Here is a 19725-nt window from a genome sequence, read left to right as displayed (position 1 = left end):
GCCGTCTCACGCATCGTCGGACGAGACAGTCCACGCACCCGCACACGCACCCGCACACGCGCACGCACTCTCGCCCGCGAGAACGAGCGGAACCCATGGAGTACCACCATGTCCGCAGAGCCGACCCGCCCCGGAACCAGCACCTCTCCAGCCGTCCGCGACGCCACGGCGCAGCCTGATCCGCGCCGGTGGTGGATCCTCGCCGTCATCGGCATCGCCCAGCTCGTGGTCGTCCTCGACGCCACGATCGTGAACATCGCCCTGCCCTCCGCCCAGGCCGGCCTCGGGTTCTCCGACGACGAGCGGCAGTGGGTGGTGACCGCCTACGCGATCACCTTCGGCAGCCTCCTGCTTCTCGGCGGCCGGCTGGCCGACCTGTTCGGGCGGCGGCGGGCGTTCCTCATCGGGCTGATCGGCTTCGCCGCGGCCTCGGCGCTCGGCGGCGCCGCGGCCACCTTCGGGGTCCTCGTCACCGCCCGCGCCCTGCAGGGCGTGTTCGCGGCGCTGCTGGCCCCGGCCGCGCTGTCGCTGCTCACCACCACCTTCTCCGACCCCGCCGAACGCGGGAAGGCGTTCGGCGTGTTCGGGTCGCTCGCCGCGTCCGGGGGCGCGGTGGGGCTGCTGCTGGGCGGGTTCCTCACCGAGCACCTGGGCTGGCGCTCGACCATGTACGTGAACCTGGTGTTCGCCGCCGTCGCCGTCGTCGGCGGCGTGCTGCTGCTGAAGCCGTCGGTTCCCACCGCCCCTCCGCGGCTCGACCTGCCGGGCACGGTGCTGGCTTCGTCCGGGCTCTTCTGCCTGGTCTACGGCCTCGCCACGGCCGGCCCCCGCGGCTGGCAGTCCGACTACACCCTGGGCTTCCTGGTGTCCGCCGCCCTCCTGCTCACCGCGTTCGTCTGGTGGCAGCACCGCAGCACGCACCCGTTGCTGCCGCTGCGGATCGTGCTCGACCGGGTCCGGGGCACGGCGCTGGCGGCCGTGTTCATCACCGGGGTCGGCATGTTCGGGGTGTTCCTGTTCCTGACGTACTACCTGCAGCACTCCCGCGGCTACAGCCCGGCCAGGACAGGTTTCGCCTTCATGCCGATGTCCGGCTGCACCATGATCGGTGCGATCGGCAGCAACACGGGGCTGCTCGGCCGGATCGGCGGACGCCCGCGCATCGTCACCGGGATGCTGCTGTCGGCGTGCGGCATGGCCTGGATGACGAACGTGACGGCGACCGGCCCGTACGTCGTCGACGTGCTGCCGGGCCAAGTGGCCACGGGGCTGGGCATGGGCCTGATCACGGCGGCCGCCATGAACCTCGGCACGGCCGGGATCGACCGGCGGGACGCCGGCGTGGGCTCCGCAACGGTCAACGCCATGCGGCAGACGGGCGGCTCCGTCGGCACGGCGCTGATGAGCACCCTTGCCGCCGGAGCCTTCGCCCGCTCCCTGGCGGGCCGACAGCCCACGCCGGACCTGAGGGCGCGGGCTGCCCTGGAGGGTTACCACACGGTCTTCACGGCATCGGCGGCGATCTTCGCCGCCGGCGCGGTGCTGACCCTGCTCATGCTTCCCGGCGGCCTGTCGATGGAGCACGCACACGGCGCTCCCGGAGGCCGCCGCCCGTCAGCGCGGTGAGTGGGCGCCGGCGGCCGCGGGAGCCGCCGGCGAGGCCGGCTTCACGGGGGTGGCGGGCCAGGCCGGCTTCACGAGGGTGGCGGGTGAAGCCGGCTTCGCCGGGGCAACGGGCGAGGCCGGCTTCGCGGGGGCAACGGGCGCCGCGGGCGAGGCCGGCTTCGCGGCAGCCGCGGGAGCCGCCGGCGAGGCCGGCTGGGCGGGGGTCGCGGGCGAGGCCGGCTGGGCGGGGGTCGTGGGAGCCGTGGGAGCCGGGCCCGCTTCGCTGTTCGAGCAGTTCGCCAGCGAGCTGCGGACCCGTTCGCCGGTCGAGAAGTGCCTCACCCGGCAGGCATTGGCCCCGAGGCCGCCGTCGACCTGTCCGTAGCCCGGTCCGATGGTCAGGACGGTGTCGTTGAGGCCGCGGACCGTGTCGTTGCCCGGGCCGCCCAGGATGATGCCCGCGGACTCCGCGCCGACCGACTTGGGCTCGATGACGTCGTTCTCGCTGCCGCCGAGGACCCGGCCGCCGAGGTCGACGTTGCCCGTGCGGATGAGGTCGGCGCCGTCATTGCCGAAGACCTGGCCGCCGCCGCGCTCGTACTCGCCGGGCTGGCCCATGACGCTGCCCGTGGTGATCTTGTCCTCTCCGTGGTCGCCGTAGACGCTGGCCCCGTGGTCCGCCGTGCCCACGACGAGCCCGGTGATGATGGTGTCGTTGCCCAGACCGCCGCGCACCGAGGAGCTGCCAGTGCGCGGGGCGAGGTTGTTGACCTGGAGCGTGTCGTCGCCCTCGCCGCCGAGCACCTGGGAGTCGATCAGCATGCCTTTGACGCGGATGTTGTCGTTGCCGCCGCCGCCGTAGATGATCACGTTCTCGACGTCGTTCTCGCACAGGATGATGTCGTCCGCCGAAGTGCCCCGCACCTCCTGTCCGGGCGGGGCCTCGACACCATTGACGTAGCACCAGTGGGACGGCAGGGCATCGGCGGCCCTGGCCGGGCCCGCAGCGAGCGAGGCGCTCGCGGCGACCATGGTCGCCAGGGCGTACGTGGCAGTGCGAAGTTTGCGGCGCGTGCGCAGCATGAATTCTCCCGAGCGTGGTGCGTGTGAGTGGGGGGTGTTGCGGTGGTGGTCAGGACAGCTCGTGGCGCAGCGGCGTGAGCTGTTCGATGTCGTAGCGCTTCCGCAGTTCGCGGATCGCCGCCGGATCCGGGGTGGCGCTCGTGTCGAGCAGTTCGAGGAGTTCCTCGAAGTACCGCTCGTGGTCGGGGGGCGGAGAGGCCTGGAAGAACATCCGGGCCGGTTCGCCGGTGGGGTTCGCGAAGGCGTGCGGGCAGCCGGGCGGAACCACGATGACGGTTCCGGGGGTAGCCCGGACGGCTTGGCGTCCGTCGAGCGATTCCCAGTGTCGCCAGTCGTCCCCGGAACGGACGCGCGGCTCGAAGGCCATGACGTCGAGTTCACCCTCCAGGATGTAGAACAGCTCCTCGCTGCGGGTGTGCAGATGGGCCCCGACGTCGAATCCGGGCGGGACGATGACCTCGAAGCTGGAGGCCACCGAGGAGTGCTCCCCGGTGACCTTGAACGTGACCTGCTGGGCGTCGGTGCGCAGCCTGCGGCCCTGGCCCGGTGGCACGAGCAGCCCGTCACGGGCGATGTGCGCGGTCATGACCAGGCCACGGGCAGGCCCACGGGCCCGCGGATGAGTGCCCCGCGCCGCCATTTCAGTTCGCTCGCGGGGACGCTGAAGCGCAGGTCCTCGAAGCGGTCGAGGAGCGCGTCCACGAGCAGTTCGGACTCCAGGCGGGCCAGCATCGACCCGGGACAGTAGTGGGGTCCGTACCCGAAGGAGACGTGCGGGTTGGGGCTGCGGTCCAGATGCAGCTCGTGGGGATCGGGGAAGACGTCCGCGTCGCGGTTGGCCGCGAGGTAGGAAACGTAGATCGCTTCGCCCGCCCGGATGAGCTGGCCGGCGACGATGACGTCCTCGGTGGCGACCCGGGAGAGCCCGACCGCGTTGCGGTGCGGGATGTAGCGCAGCAGCTCGTTGAGCGCCGAGGGCCGCAGGCCGGGTGTGCTGCGCATCTGTTCCATCAGGTCCGGCCGGGTGAGCAGGATGTAGACCATGTTGCCCACGTTGTTGGTGACGGCCTCGCCTCCGATCTGGATGAGCAGGGCCACGCCGGTGGCCTCCTCCTCGGTGACCTCGCCGGCCTCGATGGCCTTGACGAGGAGCCCGATGATGCTGTCGCTGCCCGCCACGCCCCCTTCGCGCATGCGTCCGCCCAGGTAGGCACACATGTCGTTCTTGGCGTGCTCGCTGCGCTCGGCGCCCATGGCCGAGGAGAGGATCAGGGTGGTCCATTCGTGGACCATGGGCCGGTCCTCCTCCGGAACGCCCATCAGCTCGCACACGACGGCGAGCGGAAAGGGGGCGAGCAGGCGCTCGGTCAGGTCCACGGGCGGTCCGTCGCGCAGGATCCCCACGACGAGCGCGTCGAGCATCTCCATGGCCCGGGCGCGCAGGCGCTCCACCCCGTTGGTGGTGAAGGCCGCGGCGACGGTGCGGCGCAGCCGGGTGTGGTCGGGCGGGTCCTCGAAACCGGCCGCCCCGGGCGCGGGGATGAAGTGGGGGGCCAGGCGGGTGACATCGTGATCCACGACCAGCTTGCGGCTGAACCGGGGATCGTTCGCCACCATCCGCACGTCTTCGTACCGGCAGACGAGCCAGGCCCACCCGCTTCCGTTGGGAAGCTTGATCCGGGTCACCGGGCCTGCCTGCATCAGGTCGGCGAGGACGGGGTCGAAGTCGACCCCGTCCAGAGCCGGGATGGGCCAGTGCGTGATGGGTGGCCTTGCGGTTGCGGGGCCGTCCTTCAGCATTCTTCGAATTCCTCCCTCACCCGGTCCCTCGATCCGAGGTCCAGCTGCCCAGTGAGATTTCTGCGGTGATGCCCGGGCCGAAACCGGCCAGCAGGCCCCGCGCGGCGTCAGCGGTGCCGTTCTCGTCGAAGAGTCGGCGCAGTGCGTCCAAGACGACGGCGCTGGCGATGTTGCCGTACTCGGTCAGTGTGGCCCGACTGAAGCGGAATGCCTCGGGTGCCACACCGAGGTACTTGCTGAGGTCGTCCAGGATGCGCGGTCCGCCGGCGTGGATGATGTAGAAATCCAGCGCGGCGGCGTCCCACCCGTGGGTCTTGGCCAGGTCCTTGAGTGACGGGGCGAGCGGCTCCATGGTGCCGGGCACCCGTCGGTCGAGCTTGAAGTGGAACCCGGTCTCCTTGACGTCGTACATGATCCAGTCCTCCGTCTGGGGGATGATGTACGAGCTGTTGCGGTGCAGTTCCATGCCGGTGCCGCCCTTGCCGCGTACGACGGCGGCGCCCACGCCGTCGCCGAAGAGGCCGTTGGAGAGCAGGTTGCCGACTTCCAGGTCGCTGGGCTGGTAGCACAGCGAGCAGAACTCGCAGGAGACGATGAGCGCGTTCGCGTCCGGGTACGCGGTGCAGAAGTCGTGGGCCCGGTTGACCGCCGCGCCGCCCGCCGCACACCCCAGCTGGGCGATGGGGAGCTGCCTGGTGTCCGTCCGGAAACCCATCGTGTTGATCAGCCATGCGGTCAGCGACGGCATCATGAAGCCCGTGCACGACACATAGATGATCATGTCGATGTCCTGCGCACGCAGTTGCGCGTCCTCCAGCGCCTCACGCACCACCGCAGGGACCCGCGCCTTGGCCTCGGCCTCGTACACGGCGTTGCGCGATTCGAAACCGGGGTGCTTGAGGGTCTCCTCGATGGGGCGCACGATGTGCCGCTTCGCGACGCCGGTGTTCCGGATCAGCCGCAGCGCCAGGTCGAGCTGCGGATGGTCCGCGTGCACGGACCGGGCCAGATCCAGGGTCTGCTCCATCGTGATCACGTGCTCGGGCACGCACACCGTTGGCCTGCACAGAGTCGCCATGGGTGGCTCTCCTTTCGTGTGTGACACAGCCTCACGGACCCGCGGTCGATGCGCGCGCGGGACTACGGCGTTGGTGAGATGGGCCAATCCGGTGACGCTGGACCGGGAAGGCAGCGGAGCGTGTGACGAGCGGGAAGGGATGGCTGTGCCGATTTCCCGTGGAATCGCGCCTTGGGGGGTGACATCCACGCAGGGAGACAAACCATGAAGTCAGACCCGCACACGGCCGAGCCGGAGATGGACCCGGCCACGGGCGAACCGGTGCACTGCTGGAACATGGACGACTTCGAGGCGCTCGAATTCGACCCGTTCCTGTACGACCGCCTGCGGGACAAACGGGCCGTCCGGATCCGGCTGCCCTACGGCCAGGGCAGCGCCTGGCTGATGGCGCGCTACGCCGACGTGAAGGCTGCCACCACCGACCCGCGTTTCAGCAGGCAGGAACTGGTCGGCCGTACGATCACCGCCTCCTCCCCGCACGCGATCGCCTCACAACAGGCGTCCATGAACTACGCCGACCCGCCGCGCCTCAACAACATGCGCCGCGTGGTCGCACGGGCCTTCACCGGCAAGAGCATGCAGAAGCTGCGGCCGACCGTGCAGCAGACCGCAGACAGCCTGCTGGACGCCATGGAGCGGCACGGCTCGCCAGCGGACCTGGTCGAGCACCTGCACGGCCCGCTCCCGCTCGCGGCCGTCGCCGACCTGCTGGGGATGCCGCAGGACATGCGCAAGAACATGACCTCCTGGGCGAACGTGATCATGACCCCCGGTCCGGCCCCCGACAAGAGCACCGACGCCCTCAAAACGGTGCGCGAGTGCGTGGTCGCCCTGCTCGCCATGCGTCGGGCGAAGCAGAGCGACGACCTGGCCGGGGTCCTCGCCGCGGCCGCCGACGCCGGAGAGATCACCGAGCCGGAGGCCGTCTCGATCGCCACCGCGATCCTCGTAAGCGGTGCGCACGCGGTGCGCAACAACAGCGCGAACATGATCTTCGCTCTGCTCACCCATCCGGAGCACCTCGAACGGCTGCGCAGGGAGCCGGAGCTGATCCCCCAGGCCGTCGACGAACTGCTGCGCTTCATCCCGCACCGCAGCGGAGTGGGTCTCCCGCGGATCGCCACACGGGAGGTGGAGATCGCCGGGGTCACGGTCAAGGCCGGCGAGACGGTGTACTCGTCGTACCTGGCGGCCAACCGCGACCCCGAGGTCTTCCCGGACCCCGACACGCTGGACTTCGACCGCGGGCCCATCGCTCACATGGCGTTCGGGAACGGCCCGCACCACTGCGTCGGCTCCATGCTGGCCCGGATGGAGTCCGAGATCATCGTCACCACGCTGCTCGAACGCTACCCGCGCCTGTCCCTCGCCGTGCCGCCCGAACAGATCGAGTGGCAGGCGGGCGCGCTGATCCGCGGGCCCAAGACCCTGCCGGTGTCCTGGTGATACGCCGGCACCGGATCAGGGTGGTGCGGGGCACGCCGGACCACATAGAACTGGCGGCCCTCACGGCCGCCCTGCTCATCCTGGCGCGCGCGGCCGACATGCCGTGCGCGCCCCGTTCCACCCGCCGCCACCGAGCCCACTGGGACCGGAACCTGGCGGCCGTGGTCCACCATCCCGCGCATTCCTGGCGCGCCCGCCCGGCCTCCCCCTTCGTCTAGCGGGGAGCGCCCCGGCGCAGTTCCCGTGGGAGCGGTCGCTGCGGCGGCCGGGCGGGCGGCACCTGCGCCCGCCCGGCCGGCCGCGTGGCCGGGCGGCGGCACGGCCGCATCACGGCCCTGCGGCCGGTGGGCCGGGCTTGCCGTGCCGGGTCAGGCGCGGCCCGGCTGCGGCGCGGCCGAGCCGGTCGGGGGCACCGAGGCGCCCGGGGCCGCCGGGGTCTGCGGGTCGCAGGTGACCTCGTCGCGCGGGGTGTAGTGCGTGAGGTAGGTCTCCCGCTTGACCTCCTTGCCGCCCTGGACGAAGACCCGGCCGACGGAGACGTCGAAGCCTTCCAGCGGGGTCTGCACCTCACAGTCCGGACCGGAGCCCGTGCGCTTGCCCGGCGGGGTGACGTTCGTCCGCGGGCCCTTGGTCGCGCGTATCTCGTCGTACTTCTTCGTGCCGAGCAGGCTGATGGTCACCGAGGTGTCCGTGGACTCGGCCCGGACGTAGATCGCGTGGCCGGAGTCGTTCTTCCAGCGCAGGTCGAGGGTGCCCCAGGCGACGGTGGCCTCGCGGCCCTCGGGGTAGCGCTCGATGTAGAAGGAGTGCGCCCCGTGCTCCAGAGGCTTGACGCCGGCGAAGAACATGGCGTTGTACATGGTCGTCGCGACCGCCGAGACGCCGCCGCCGGGCGACTTCGTGAACTGGCCGTCGTTGATCATGATGCCGTCGACGAAGCCGTTCTCCTTGGTCCGCTCGCCGACCGTCTTGTTGAAGCTCCACGTCTGGCCCGGCATGACGACGGAGCCGTTGATCAGCTGCACGGCCCGGCCGATGTTGGTGGTGCGGTACGGCGCGGCCGGGAATTTCACGGTGAAGGAGGAGACCTTCTCCTTGATGCCCAGGCGCTGCGCCTCGGCGGCGGTCAACCGCGGGGGAACCGTCGTCACGGCGAGCTTCCCGCTGCGGGCGGCGCCGGTGCGCGTCAGCAGCGGGACGACGGCGTCGGCGAGGGCCTTCTCGGTGACCTGCGCCCCGGAGCGCCCGTCCTGGGCGACGGCCACCTTGCCGGCGGAGTCGACGCGGAAGACGGCCCCACGGGAGGGGCGGGTGGCCGCGGCCACCTGGCGGGCGACGGCGGGGTCGGCCAGCAGCGCCTTGGAGTCGAGCTCCGGGACCAGCCGGCCGTGGGCGTCGGGCTCGACCGCCAGGTGCCTGCCGAGCACCGCGGGGGTGAGGGTGACGGGATTTCCGGCCACGGTGAGGCTCACCGGGCCGGACATCGCGGGCTCGGCGAACTCCTTGAGCGCCCGATCGGTCTCCTGCCGGCCCACCGCGGGCGGTTTCTGGTCGACGGGGAGAGAGACGGGCCCGCCCTGCGGGTTCAGGTAGGCGGCGCGGATGGTCTCGGCGGCCCGGTCGGCGCGCACGGCGAGACCCGTGACGGGGGCGGTGGCCCGGGCCGCGCCGCCCTCGAAGGTGACGGCGCCGTCGCGGACCTGGCGTCCGGCGGCGGCGAGCCGGTCGACCTCGGCCGTGCTCGTGGGGCCGTCCGTACGGATCACGGGCTCGACGTCCCGGTCCTGGGCCGGGGTGAGCAGGCGGCCGATCACGGTGACGGGATCGGATCCCGACCGTGCGGCGCGGTCGACGGTGGCCGCGGTGTCCAGGGACAGCCCGAACGCGGCGGGGGCGGTCTTCTCGGTGCGGTCGCCGATCCGCAGCTCGATCGGGGCGGCCGCGGCGGGGCCGAGCGCGTGGTCGAGGGCGGACTTCGCCTCCGTACGGCTCATGCCGCCGATGTCGACCCCGCGTACGTGGGTGCCGTCGGCGATGGCGTCGCCCGCCATGGCCAGACCGGTGACGTAGAGGCCTCCCAAGCTGAGGACAACGGCTCCGCCCACGAGGGGCAGGGCCGTCCGCCGGTTGATCGTCAGGCGGTTTACGCGTCGCATGTCTCTCGTCTCTCCCGGTGCCGGTGGCTCTGGTACGTCGGCGTGGACCGGCAACCAGCATTCACCAATTCGGACTAAAGGGGTCAAAAATGTGCCTGTTGTCACGAAGAGGGCCTACCGGGGCGCCCAGCGGCATACCGGTCTGCGCGCCCCCTGAATCGGAGCCTCAAAAGTAAGGCCACTTGGCTCGGATTGGCCCTGTTCGGCCGTCCGGGGAATGCCACACCGTGATTCCTGTCGGTCTTTGGCTCCCTGAAAGGCTCCACCGGTGCCCCTCGCCCCCGCCCGCCCCGCGCGGCGTCTGCCCCGTCGGCTCCTCCAGCTCTATGCCGGGCTCGCGCTGTACGGCGCGAGCTCGGCGTTCCTGGTCCGCGCGGGACTCGGGCTGGATCCGTGGGACGTCTTCCACCAGGGGCTCGCCGAGCGCGCCGGGTGGAGCATCGGCACGGTCTCCGTGGCCGTCGGGGCGCTGGTGCTGCTGCTGTGGGTGCCGCTGCGCCAGCGGCCCGGGCTGGGCACCGTCTCCAACGTGTTCGCCGTCGGCCTGTCCATGGACGCCACGCTCGCAGTGGTGCCGGACGTGCACGGCGCGGTCGCGCAGGCCGCCCTGCTGACGGCGGGCATCGTCCTCAACGGTGTCGCCACCGGCCTCTACATCGCCGCCCGCTTCGGGCCGGGCCCCCGCGACGGGCTCATGACCGGGCTGCACCGGCGGACCGGGCGGTCGCTGCGGCTGGTGCGCACCGGGATCGAGCTCACGGTCCTCGCGGCCGGCGTCCTGCTGGGCGGGACGGCCGGCGTCGGCACCGTTGCGTACGCGCTGGCCATCGGGCCGCTCTCCCAGCTCTTCCTGCGCGTGTTCGCCCTGCCCGGGGACGGCGGCGCCCCGGCGTCCGGCCGGCCCGGCACTCCGCCGCCCGCTCCGGCCCCGGTTCAGGAGCCGGCCCCGGCTCAGGCGTGCGGCTGACCGTCGGCCGCCGCCCGTGCGCAGGATGTCGTGCGGACCGTAAATCCGGGTGCGTGAGGGGAAATCGCGCTGACAGCATGCAGCCATGAGTGCGATCCCCCCTCCCGCCCGTCCCGCAGCCGCCCGCGATTCCCTGGAAGGCCTGGCCCTCGGCGACGCGTTCGGAGAGCGCTGGTTCCCGCGCATCCGGGCCGCCCGGGAAGCGCTTGAGGCGATCCGGGCGCGCCGGACGCCCGAGGAGCCCGCGTGGCACTGGACGGACGACACGGCCATGGCGGTGGCGCTCCACGAGGTGCTGGTGCTCCACGGAGCGGTGCACCAGGACCGGTTGGCGGAGGCGTTCGCCGCGGCCTATCTCGCGGACGCCTACCGCGGCTACGGGTACGGCATGCACGAACTGCTGCCCGTGCTCGCACAGGAGCCGTCGAGTTGGCGTACGCGGACGCGGACCCTCTTCGGCGGTGAGGGGAGCCTGGGCAACGGGGCGGCGATGCGGGTGGCGCCGCTGGGCGCGTGGTTCTGCGAGGACCTGGACGAGGTGGCGGAGCAGGCCGCCTTCTCCGCCGAGGTCACGCACGCGCACCCGGAGGGGATCGCGGGAGCCGTGGCCGTGGCCCTGGCCGCCGCGCTGGCCGCCCGCAGCCGGGGCCTTCCCGCGCCGGACGGGCCGGCGCTGCTGCGGGAGGTGGCCGCCCGCACACCGGCCGGGGAGATCCGCGAGGGCCTGCTCCGGGCCGCCGCCCTGCCCGCGGACACCGAGCCGTGGAGAGCCGCCGAACTCCTCGGCAACGGGCTGCGGATCCGGGCGAGCGACACGGTCCCCTTCGCCCTGTGGTCGGCCGCCCGGCACCCGGACAGCCTCGCCGACGCGCTGTGGGCCACCGCGGAGGGGCTCGGCGATGTGGACACCACCTGTGCGATCACCGGCGGTACGGTCGCTGCCCGCACCGGGCTGACCGGCGTCCCCGAGAGCTGGCTCACCCGCCGCGAGGCCCTGCCGGACTGGTTCACCGGGGCCTGACCTGGCGGCCGCGCCGGCCGGTCACCCGACCTGGCGGCGGACCAGCTCGTGGAACAGGCCCGCCGTATCGGCGAGCAGTTCGGCGGGCGGCCCCTGCTGGACGACCCGCCCGTCCGCCATGACGATCACCCGGTCGGCGTCCATGACGGTGGACAGCCGGTGGGCGATCACGATGCGGGTGGCGCGCAGGGCGCAGGTGGACTCGATGACCACCCGCTGGGCTTCGTTGTCGAGCGCGCTGGTGGCCTCGTCCAGGAAGAGGATGCGCGGCTTGCCGATGAGCGCCTGAGCGATCATCAGGCGCTGGCGCTGGCCGCCCGAGACTGTGCCGCCGCCGTCGGACAGCATCGTGTGCATGCCCATGGGCATGGACTTGATGTCCTCGGCGAGGCCCGCCAGCGCGGCGGCCTGACCCGCCTCTTCGAGGGAGTACGCACCGGAGCCGCGGATGCAGTCGAGGATCGACCCGGAGAACGGCTGCGCGTTCTGCAGGACGACACCGCACTGGCGCCGTACGGCCGCCCGGTCGAGTGCGGCCAGGTCCTGGCCGTCGTACAGCACGCTGCCGGAGGCCGGCCGGTCGAAGCCGATGAGCATTCGGAGCAGGGTCGACTTGCCGCAGCCGCTGGCCCCGACGACCGCGACGAACTCGCCCGGCCGCACCCGGAACGACACGTCGTCCAGGACGAGCGGGCCGTCGTCGGCGTACCGGTAGGAGAGGCCGCGCACCTCGACGGCGCCGCTGAGCTCCCCCGGCCGGACCCCTGCGCCGCGTACCTCGGGGGCCGCTTCGAGGATCGGCTTGACCTGCTCGTACATCGGCTGCACGGCGGCAGCCGAAAGGAGTGCGCCGGTCAGCTGGGTGGCCGAGGACAGCATCATCGTCACCGCGGTGCTGAACGTGAGGAACTCGCCGGCGGACATGCTGCCCCGGGCCGGTCCGGCCAGCAGGACGAACATCACGAACGTGCACAGCGGCAGGCAGACCGCGTTGAGCACCGTGACCGCGTTCTTGATCCGTCCGATGCGCTGCTGGAGTTCGCGGGTACGGGCGAACTCCCGCGCCCAGGCGGCGTACGCGAAGCTCTCGGCCGCGGCCACGCGCAGCTTGGGCAGCCCCCGCAGGGTCTGGAACGCCTGGTTGTCGAGCTTGTTGCCGATCCTGATCAGCTGCCGCTGGTAGCGCAGTTGCCACAGACCCAGGCCCAGGAAGACGCCGGCGACGGCGAGCAGCATGGCGACCGCGGCCAGTGCCAGCGGCACGCTGTAGACCAGCAGCAGCACGAGGTTCATCGTGCCGACGGTGCCTGCCTGGAGGGACACCGAGACGATGCCGGACAGCACGCTGCGGATGGAGCTGATGCCCATGGCCGCACCGGCCAGTTCGCCGGTGGAGCGGCCGGCGAAGAACGTCACCGGCAGCCGCAGCAGCCGGTCCCACACGGCCGGCTGCAAAGTGGCTTCGATGCGGCCCTCCATCCGCAGGACGGAGGTGTTCTGGAGCAGCATGAAGGCGGCGGAGACCACGCTGGTCACCATGAGCGCGAGGGCGGTCTGCACGATGAGGCCGTCCTCGGCCTGCGGCACGTACGTGCCGAGCACCCGTCCGGTGGCCACGGGGACGACGGCGCCGAGGCCGACGGCGCCCAGCCCGCCCAGGACGAGGCTGCGCAGGTCCCGGCCGCTGCCGCGCACCCCGAAGCGCAGCAGCCCGAGCAGCCCCGGCTTGGTGTCGGGCAGTGGGCGGTAGAACATGACGGCGCGCGGTTCGAAGGCGTCCGCGTTGCCTCTGCCGATGCGCTCGCGCGCGCCGGTGGCGGGGTCGACGGCCTCGTATCCGCCGCGCCGCCACAGCAGCGCGACCGGCGTCCCGTCGTCCGCACGCCGGCCCACCAGGGGTCCGACGGGCTCCCGCCACCAGCGCCCGCCGAGCCCGACGGCACGGGTGCGGATCCGGGAGGCGAGCGCGATGCGTTCGACGGGGTCCGTCCGCCCGGAGGCGGGGCCCGTCGGCTCGGTCAGCGTGATGCCGGATGCGCCGGCCGCGAGTCGGCACACGGCGAAGGTAGCGTCGTCGCCCGCGGCGGGGCGGGAGCCGCCGCGGGTGCGGCCTATGGAGGCGAGCAGCGTGCGGTCCGCCTGGGTACGGGCGGCCTCGCCGGCCTCGATGCCGGCCGCCGTGCGGTCCTCGTGGGCGCGCTCGTCCTGCTCGATCCGGCGGTCCAGGGCGGACAGCAGCCGGTACTGCTGGTCCACCATGGACTGCCACACGGCCTCGTCGACGAGGAGTGTGCCGGCCGTGCCGTCCCCGCCCTCGTGGGGCTCGTACACGGCGCCGTACTGCACGCTGCCCGCGGGGATCCGCATCCACAGGATGTCCTCGTCCGCCCCGCTCCGGCCGGCGCCGGCCCGGCTCTCCAGCGGCGACTGGTACAGCACGTGCAGACCGCGGCCGATCCCGCGGGCGAAGGCGTCCTCCAGCGGGCTGGGCGCGGCTTCGGCGTCTGCGCTGCGCCACGGCTCGGCGTGCCACCCCCAGGCTCCGTCCGCCGGCGCGCCCCGGGTTCCGTACTCGGGGCGGTACAGCTCGCGCAGCTCGATGCGGCGCAGTACGCAGCCCTGGAAGGGCCGGCCGGTCAGCGTGTGGGCGGGCCCTTCGACCGGGCCCAGGAGCAGCGCGCCCGGCTCCAGCCGGCCCAGGAAGTGCCAGTGGCCCGCCTGCGCGGCGTCGACGGCGAACAGGTCCAGCTCGCCCTGTACGACGAGCCACAGCACGAGCGGTCCTTCCAGGGGCAGGCTCCGCATGCCCGTGCAGTCGACCGCCGAGCCGAGGCCGCCCAGGGCCGCCACGACCGGATCGGGTGCGACGTGGACCGGGTGGGGGGTCGCCACCTCAGTGCTCCTTGACCAGGCCGGCGTAGGCTCCCCGCGCGGCGAGCAGGTGCTCGTGCCGCCCGCGCTCCACGACGGTGCCCCGGTCGAGCACGACGATCTCGTCGCTGTCGCGGACGGTGCTCAGCCGGTGGGCGATCACCACGCAGGCGCAGCCGCGGCGGCGCAGGTTGTCGATGACGATCTGCTCGGTCGCCGCGTCCAGGGCGCTGGTCACCTCGTCCAGGATCATGACGCTGGGGCGGCGCACCAGCGCGCGGGCGATCTCCAGGCGCTGGCGCTGGCCGCCGGAGAAGTTGCGGCCGTCCTGCTCGACGCGGCTGTGGATGCCGCCGGCGCGGCGCGCCACCACGTCGTACACGGCGGCGTCCTCAAGGGCGGCGATGACGGCCTCGTCCGGGATGGAGGGGTCCCACAGCGCGACGTTGTCGCGGACGGTGCCCTCGAAGAGGAAGACGTCCTGGTCCACGAAGGAGACGGAGGCGGCCAGCGCCCCGCGCGGGATGTCCTCCAGCCGCATCCCGTCAATGCGGATGGTGCCTTCCCAGGGGGTGTAGAGGCCTGATATCAGCCGGGAGACGGTGGATTTGCCGCTGCCGGAGCCGCCGACGAGCGCGACCTGCTGCCCGGGGCCGACCGCGAGCGAGACGTTCTTCAGCAGTGGTGCGTCCAGCGGGCTGTAGCCGAAGGTGATGCCGTCCAGCTCCACGTGCCCCTTGAGGCGGCGGGTCGCGGCGGAGGACCGGTGTCCCGCGTGCCGCACGTAGAGCGGGTCGACGGGGAAGTTCTCGACGTCCTTGAGGCGGGCGACGTCGGCGGCGAAGTCCTGGATCCGTCCTGCCACGCCGCCCAGGCGGGTGATCGGCGCGGTGAAACTGGTCACGAGGGCCTGGAAGGCGACGAGCAGACCGACGGAGAGGTGCCCCTCCACCGCCCGCAGGCCGCCGATCATCAGGATCAGCGCGCTGTTGAGCGCGGCCAGCGTGGGCGCGACGACGGCCAGCCACGTGCCCGGGACGCCGAGCCGCTGCTGTACGTCGAGGGTGACGGCGTGCTGGCCGGCCCAGCGGCGGAAGAAGCCGTTCTCGCCTCCGGTGGCCTTCATCGTCTCGATGAGCTGGAGACCGCTGTACGAGGTGTTCGTGAGGCGGGCGCTCTCGGCGCGCAGCTTCCGGGTGCCGGTGGCCCGCATCCCCATCACGATCCGCATGGCCGCGACGTTGAGCAGGGCGATGAGCACCCCGACGGCGGTGAGCTGCGGGTCGTACGTCCACAGCAGCACCGCGTAGAGCACGACCACCACGGCGTCCACGGCCGCGGCGGCCAGGTCCCGGGCGAGGGTCTCGGCGACCGCGTCGTTGGACTGGAGGCGCTGGACCAGGTCGGCCGGGTTGCGCTGGGTGAAGAAGGCGACCGGAAGCCTGAGCAGATGCCTCAGGAAGCGGGCGCTGCCGAGCGTGGAGGAGATGATGCGGCCGCGCAGCAGGTTGGCCTGCTGGACCGAGGTGAGCACCGCCGTGAGCAGCAGGGCCGCCGCCATCGACGCGAAGAGCACGCCCAGCAGGGACGTCTGGTCGCCGATGAGGAACATGTCGATGTACGTACGGCTCAGCGCGGGCACCGTCGCGCCGACGGCGACCAGCAGGAGGCTGGAGACGACGGCGGCGAGCATGGTGCCCGACATGCCGCGCAGGCGGGCCGGCACGGCGCCCAGGACGCCTTGCCGGCGGCCCGTACGGCGAAAGCCCCGGCCGGGTTCGAAGACGAGCGCGACACCGGTGAAGCCGGTGTCGAACTCCTCCATGGGGACGAACCGCCGGCCCTTGCCGGGGTCGTTGACGTACACGCCGCGGCGGCCGAGGCGGCGGCCCGTGCCGTCGTAGACGACGTAGTGGTTGAACTCCCAGAAGAGGATGGCCGGCGGGCGCGTCCCGGCGAGCGCGGCCAGGTCCATCTGCATGCCCTTGGCGGTCAGCCCGTAACCGCGGGCGGCCTTGAGGAGGTTGCCGGCGCGGGACCCGTCGCGGGACACCCCGCAGGCGATGCGCAGCTCTTCCAGGGGTACGAAGCGGCCGTGGTGGCCGAGCACCATGGCCAGCGCGGCGGCGCCGCACTCCACCGCTTCCATCTGGAGCACGGTGGGGGTGCGCACGGGACGGGGCGTGCGGCCCGCGGGGACGGCTGGGCCGCGGCGCCGGCGGCCGCCGGACGGGACCCGGGGCGGCGCCGGCCGGGACCGGTTCGGGGAGGTGTGCTGCGGCACGGTCACGGAAGCAGCCAATCGACGGGACGCTGTGCGGGGAGGTGGACGGCTCCGGTGACCGGTGTCGTGGAATCGAGGGGGTAGGGGGGCCCGCCTGCGGAGGACCACCGGTAGCCGGACCCGGTGGCGGAGGAGCGTTCGAGCTGCACGAGCACCGCGACGGGATTGCCCTGGCGGGCGAACCGGTCGGCAAGACGGGCGTCGCCGAGGAAACCGGTGATCTGCTCCTGCGTCTGGGGCGCACGGCCGACTTCCTTGACGCGGCCGCGCAGTACGCCGAACCGCTGCCTGGGGACGGTCTGGACGTCCAGGTCGACCGGGGCGCCGACGCGGATCTCCGCGCCGCTGCCGCCGGGCACGTAGAGCACGGCCACCAGCGGGTCGTCCGCGCTCTTCACGCGTTCCACGGTCGCCACGTCCGCACCGGTCGTGACGACGGCGCCCGTCTTGGCGACCAGGGTGGTCACCCGGCCTCCGGCCACCACGCGCACCGTCCGGTCGCCTTGGTCCGTGGCGACCTGGAGCAGGGGGGCGCCCGGGGAGAGCAGCTGGCCCTCTTTGGCGAGCACCGCGGTGACTTGTCCGGAGAACGGGCTCTGGAGCAGATAACTGCCTTCGGCTCGGGTGAGGATGCCGGGTGCGCTCAGCTTCGCGGAAACGGATCCGGTGAATGCCCAGAAACCCGCGGCGGCCATGACGACGACGGTGACGCCGAGAACGAGCCGGCCCTGCGGGCGCGCGAAACGCACGGGAAGGTCGAGCTCTTCGGGCGATTGCAGCTTGGAGAGCGCCTTTTGACGGAACTGCACGACAATCCTTCGACGGCATTCATGGCACGGGCACCCGTGAACCCCGGAGCACAGGTGTCCCGGGGTTCACGCGCACTGATATCCGGCTCAGAGGCCGGCGACACCGGCGCGGACGCCGACGATGCCCTCGACCTGGCCGGGCAGGGCCTGCACGCCGTGCACCGTCTGCAGCGAGGTCACCGTGTTCACCACGTGGAAGACGTCGCCGGTCGCGGCGCCGAGGACTCCGCCGGAAATGCTGACACCGCCGGAAACCGCGTCCAGTTCGTCGTCGGCGATCTCACGGGTTTCGATGTCGTTACGCATGATGTGCGCACCCTTCATTCGTCTGATTGTTTCTCAAATGGCGTGGAAGGCCTGCGACAAGGCGGTCCGACCACTTCCGAGCATCGCTTCGGTGGGCAGATGTAAGCACGCGAACGGACGGCCGGGCGAACCGTGTTGACGTCCCGGTCACGCGAGGCGACTGAACAAGTGGCGGGCTTTCCGAATTGATTCGACGGATCGCCACGGGTTCTCCACAAGATCGAGTAACATTTGCGGGCGGCCTGCCGCACCCGAGGGCGAAATCGGCCCGAACCCCCACCGGACGGACGGGCCGCCACCGGCACATCGGGGAGGGATGCAACGGGAGGCACCCCCTCCACTTTCACCGCGTGAAGATTTCCGGAAGCGACATTCCGCGACCGCGCGAGCACGTTCCGTGCCGATCCGGGCCCGCACGGCTATCGTCGGCCCATGGAACGGGTTCGCAGCCGGGTGATCGTCCACGGCGTGGTGCAGGGCGTCTTCTTCCGTGACACCTGCCGCCGCGCCGCACTCGGCCACGGCGTGGCCGGCTGGGTGCGGAACCTGCCGGACGGGACCGTCGAGGCGGTGTTCGAGGGCGAGGCGGACGCGGTCGCCCTCATGACCGAATGGGCGCACCACGGCCCGAGCGGAGCAGCCGTCACCCGCGTCGAGCTCCACGGGGAGCGGCCCGAAAGCCTCGAAGACTTCGAGATCCGCGACTGACATACCCGGCAGAACCGGCCGTAATGACCCTTCCGGTCACATCCCCAAGCTACTTCTGAGTCACCTGCACGGTCATGTAGCGTCCGGAACCGTTTGATCCGTTTCAACGCTGCCGCGCCCTGAAGAGGACTCATGCCTGCCGATGCCGATGCCCCGATCGCCGCTCCCCCGAGCCGGGGGTTCCGTGGAAACCCTGCCCGCAGCGTGCTGCGAGGGCGTGCCCCCAGGACCGAAGCCACCCCATGGTCAGCCCGCGAGCCATCTCGAATAGCGGACGGAGGAGCGCCTTGAGGTTCCGGCTGGGCCGCCCGGGCGACACATCCGCGTACCAGTCTCCGGGAGATGCGGCACCCGCCCCGAGCCCAGTAGGCCCGACAGCGGAGCCGGAGGCCGTCGAGGCACCTCTGTCGGCCCGCGAGATCGACCTCATACGCGCCTCCGTGTCGGTGGTCGAGCCCTTTGCCGCAGACATGACGGTCTACTTCTACGCGATCCTCTTCGCCCGCCACCCCGAGGTCCGTCCGATGTTCCCGCCGGGAATGGACGCCCAGCGGGGACGCCTGCTGCGTGCGCTGCTGCGCATCGTGGAGCTGGTCGACGACGCCGGGAGTCTGGTGCGCTTCTGCGGACACCTCGGACGTGACCACCGCAAGTTCGGCACCCTCAGCGCACACTTCCCGGCCGTCGGCGAGTGCCTCCTCGCCTCTCTGGCCCGCTACGCCGGCCCCGCGTGGACCGCGGAGATCGCAGCCGCCTGGACGAAGGCGTACGGTGCAGTCGCCGAAGCCATGATCAGTGCTGCCGAGCAGGACGAGGCGGTACGGCCCGCCGTGTGGCCCGCCACCGTCGTGCACCGCATCTCGCGCGGACACGGCATTGCCGAGATCACCGTACGACCCCACACGGCCTACGAGTACGCCGCCGGACAGTACGTGAGCGTGGAGACCCCCTGGTGGCCGAAGCAGTGGCGCTACTACTCCCCCGCCAACGCTCCCCGCGAAGACAACACCCTCACCCTCCACGTGCGCGCGGTGGCCGGCGGCTCGGTCAGCAGCGCACTGGTGCACCGGGCGACGGTGGGAAGCGTCATCCGGCTGGGGCCTCCGATGGGGGACATGGTTCTGGACGCCGCCACCTTCGGCAACCTGCTCTTCGTGGCCGGCGGCACCGGCCTCGCCCCGATCCGCGCGCTCGTCGAAGAGGTGGCCCGTCGCGGGGAGCGCCACCAGGTCGACCTGTTCCTCGGCGCCCGCACCGGGGACGAGCTGTACGGGGTCGACGACATGCTCCGGATGGCCCAGCGGTACCACTGGCTGACCATCAGGGGCGCGGTCTCCCACGAGCACATCCCCGGCCTCCGGGGGTCCCTGCCGGAAGTGCTGGCCGAGTTCGGGCCGTGGTACGACCACGACGCCTATCTGAGCGGTCCGGCGCCGATGGTCGTCTCCGCCAGCGAGACACTCACACTGGGCGGCACCTCGCCCGACCGCATCCACCACGACCCGTTCGAGACGCCCGTCCTGTCCCTTCCCTGAGTCAAACCCTTGGCCCGTCCTGCAAGGAGAACACCCCCGTGACCTTGCCAACGCCG

At 72.0% G+C, this 19725-nt stretch carries 16 protein-coding genes; 7 read left to right on the top strand and 9 right to left on the bottom strand.

All coding sequences use genetic code 11. The annotated features are described in order from the left end of the window. Nucleotides 1–108 precede the first annotated feature (108 nt). Entirely contained in the window at nucleotides 109–1626 is a 1518-nt protein-coding gene (locus ABTY04_RS01095; protein ID WP_352211185.1) for an MFS transporter, read from the top strand. Here the strand turns inward: ABTY04_RS01095 and ABTY04_RS01090 are convergent. The 4 genes from ABTY04_RS01090 to ABTY04_RS01075 are packed head-to-tail and all read right to left on the bottom strand — an operon-like array spanning nucleotide 1615 to nucleotide 5566. Beyond that, nucleotides 1615–2688 (bottom strand): hypothetical protein, encoded by a 1074-nt coding sequence (locus ABTY04_RS01090; RefSeq protein WP_352211184.1) that lies wholly within the window; start codon nucleotides 2686–2688, stop codon nucleotides 1615–1617. The two genes, ABTY04_RS01095 and ABTY04_RS01090, sit on opposite strands and share 12 nt — an antisense overlap. A gap of 49 nt (nucleotides 2689–2737) precedes the next feature. Then, nucleotides 2738–3274: a cupin domain-containing protein gene (locus ABTY04_RS01085; RefSeq protein WP_352211183.1), complete on the bottom strand. Its 537-nt coding sequence runs from the start codon at nucleotides 3272–3274 to the stop codon at nucleotides 2738–2740. Further along, nucleotides 3271–4488, bottom strand: a complete 1218-nt coding sequence (locus ABTY04_RS01080; protein WP_352211182.1) for a cytochrome P450 — start codon at nucleotides 4486–4488, stop codon at nucleotides 3271–3273. The genes ABTY04_RS01085 and ABTY04_RS01080 overlap by 4 nt, the downstream gene beginning before the upstream one ends. Nucleotides 4489–4504: 16 nt before the next feature. Continuing rightward, the gene (locus ABTY04_RS01075; protein WP_352211181.1) at nucleotides 4505–5566 is read right to left on the bottom strand and encodes a type III polyketide synthase; all 1062 of its coding nucleotides are present in this window, start codon (nucleotides 5564–5566) and stop codon (nucleotides 4505–4507) included. A 204-nt stretch (nucleotides 5567–5770) separates the two neighbouring features. Here ABTY04_RS01075 and ABTY04_RS01070 point away from each other — a divergent pair, with 204 nt between their 5' ends. Continuing rightward, complete coding sequence (locus ABTY04_RS01070; protein WP_352211180.1) at nucleotides 5771–7012, top strand: cytochrome P450; 1242 nt, start codon at nucleotides 5771–5773, stop codon at nucleotides 7010–7012. Nucleotides 7013–7035: 23 nt separating this feature from the next. Beyond that, nucleotides 7036–7230 carry an acyl-CoA carboxylase epsilon subunit gene (locus ABTY04_RS01065; RefSeq protein WP_352211179.1) on the top strand — a complete coding sequence of 65 codons (195 nt, stop codon included), beginning with the start codon at nucleotides 7036–7038 and terminating at the stop codon, nucleotides 7228–7230. A gap of 150 nt (nucleotides 7231–7380) precedes the next feature. On the opposite strand, the gene ABTY04_RS01060 is transcribed toward ABTY04_RS01065, so the two are convergent. After that, nucleotides 7381–9168, bottom strand: coding sequence for a VanW family protein (locus ABTY04_RS01060; protein WP_352211178.1), 1788 nt, complete (start codon nucleotides 9166–9168; stop codon nucleotides 7381–7383). 268 nt (nucleotides 9169–9436) lie between these two features. Between ABTY04_RS01060 and yczE the strand changes: the two genes are divergently transcribed. Together yczE and ABTY04_RS01050 are read left to right on the top strand one after the other, a co-directional pair. Beyond that, on the top strand, nucleotides 9437–10135 hold the full coding sequence (gene yczE / locus ABTY04_RS01055; RefSeq protein WP_352211177.1) for a membrane protein YczE: 699 nt from the start codon (nucleotides 9437–9439) through the stop codon (nucleotides 10133–10135). Nucleotides 10136–10220: 85 nt separating this feature from the next. Continuing rightward, the gene (locus tag ABTY04_RS01050) at nucleotides 10221–11156 is read left to right on the top strand and encodes an ADP-ribosylglycohydrolase family protein (RefSeq protein ID WP_352211176.1); all 936 of its coding nucleotides are present in this window, start codon (nucleotides 10221–10223) and stop codon (nucleotides 11154–11156) included. 21 nt (nucleotides 11157–11177) lie between these two features. Here the strand turns inward: ABTY04_RS01050 and ABTY04_RS01045 are convergent, their stop codons facing one another. The 4 genes from ABTY04_RS01045 to ABTY04_RS01030 all read right to left on the bottom strand — a co-directional run bounded on the left by ABTY04_RS01045 (nucleotide 11178) and on the right by ABTY04_RS01030 (nucleotide 17426). Beyond that, nucleotides 11178–14048 carry an NHLP bacteriocin export ABC transporter permease/ATPase subunit gene (locus ABTY04_RS01045; RefSeq protein ID WP_352211175.1) on the bottom strand — a complete coding sequence of 957 codons (2871 nt, stop codon included), beginning with the start codon at nucleotides 14046–14048 and terminating at the stop codon, nucleotides 11178–11180. Between the two features lies 1 nt (nucleotide 14049). Beyond that, nucleotides 14050–16176 (bottom strand): NHLP family bacteriocin export ABC transporter peptidase/permease/ATPase subunit, encoded by a 2127-nt coding sequence (locus ABTY04_RS01040; protein WP_352211295.1) that lies wholly within the window; start codon nucleotides 16174–16176, stop codon nucleotides 14050–14052. Nucleotides 16177–16313: 137 nt separating this feature from the next. Next, the gene (locus tag ABTY04_RS01035) at nucleotides 16314–17120 is read right to left on the bottom strand and encodes an HlyD family efflux transporter periplasmic adaptor subunit (protein ID WP_352211174.1); all 807 of its coding nucleotides are present in this window, start codon (nucleotides 17118–17120) and stop codon (nucleotides 16314–16316) included. Nucleotides 17121–17207: 87 nt separating this feature from the next. Next, entirely contained in the window at nucleotides 17208–17426 is a 219-nt protein-coding gene (locus ABTY04_RS01030; protein ID WP_352211173.1) for a hypothetical protein, read from the bottom strand. Nucleotides 17427–17858: 432 nt separating this feature from the next. On the opposite strand from ABTY04_RS01030, the gene ABTY04_RS01025 reads away from it, so the two are divergent. Beyond that, nucleotides 17859–18134, top strand: coding sequence for an acylphosphatase (locus ABTY04_RS01025; protein WP_352211172.1), 276 nt, complete (start codon nucleotides 17859–17861; stop codon nucleotides 18132–18134). A 470-nt stretch (nucleotides 18135–18604) separates the two neighbouring features. Beyond that, complete coding sequence (locus ABTY04_RS01020) at nucleotides 18605–19669, top strand: globin domain-containing protein (protein WP_352211171.1); 1065 nt, start codon at nucleotides 18605–18607, stop codon at nucleotides 19667–19669. Nucleotides 19670–19725 lie beyond the last annotated feature (56 nt).

It is taken from the genome of Streptomyces sp. NPDC097981 (assembly GCF_040302565.1).
Lineage (GTDB): Bacteria > Actinomycetota > Actinomycetes > Streptomycetales > Streptomycetaceae > Streptomyces.
The sequence above is the reverse complement of the archived record's forward strand: the minus strand, read 5'-3'. Positions and strand labels throughout refer to the sequence as shown.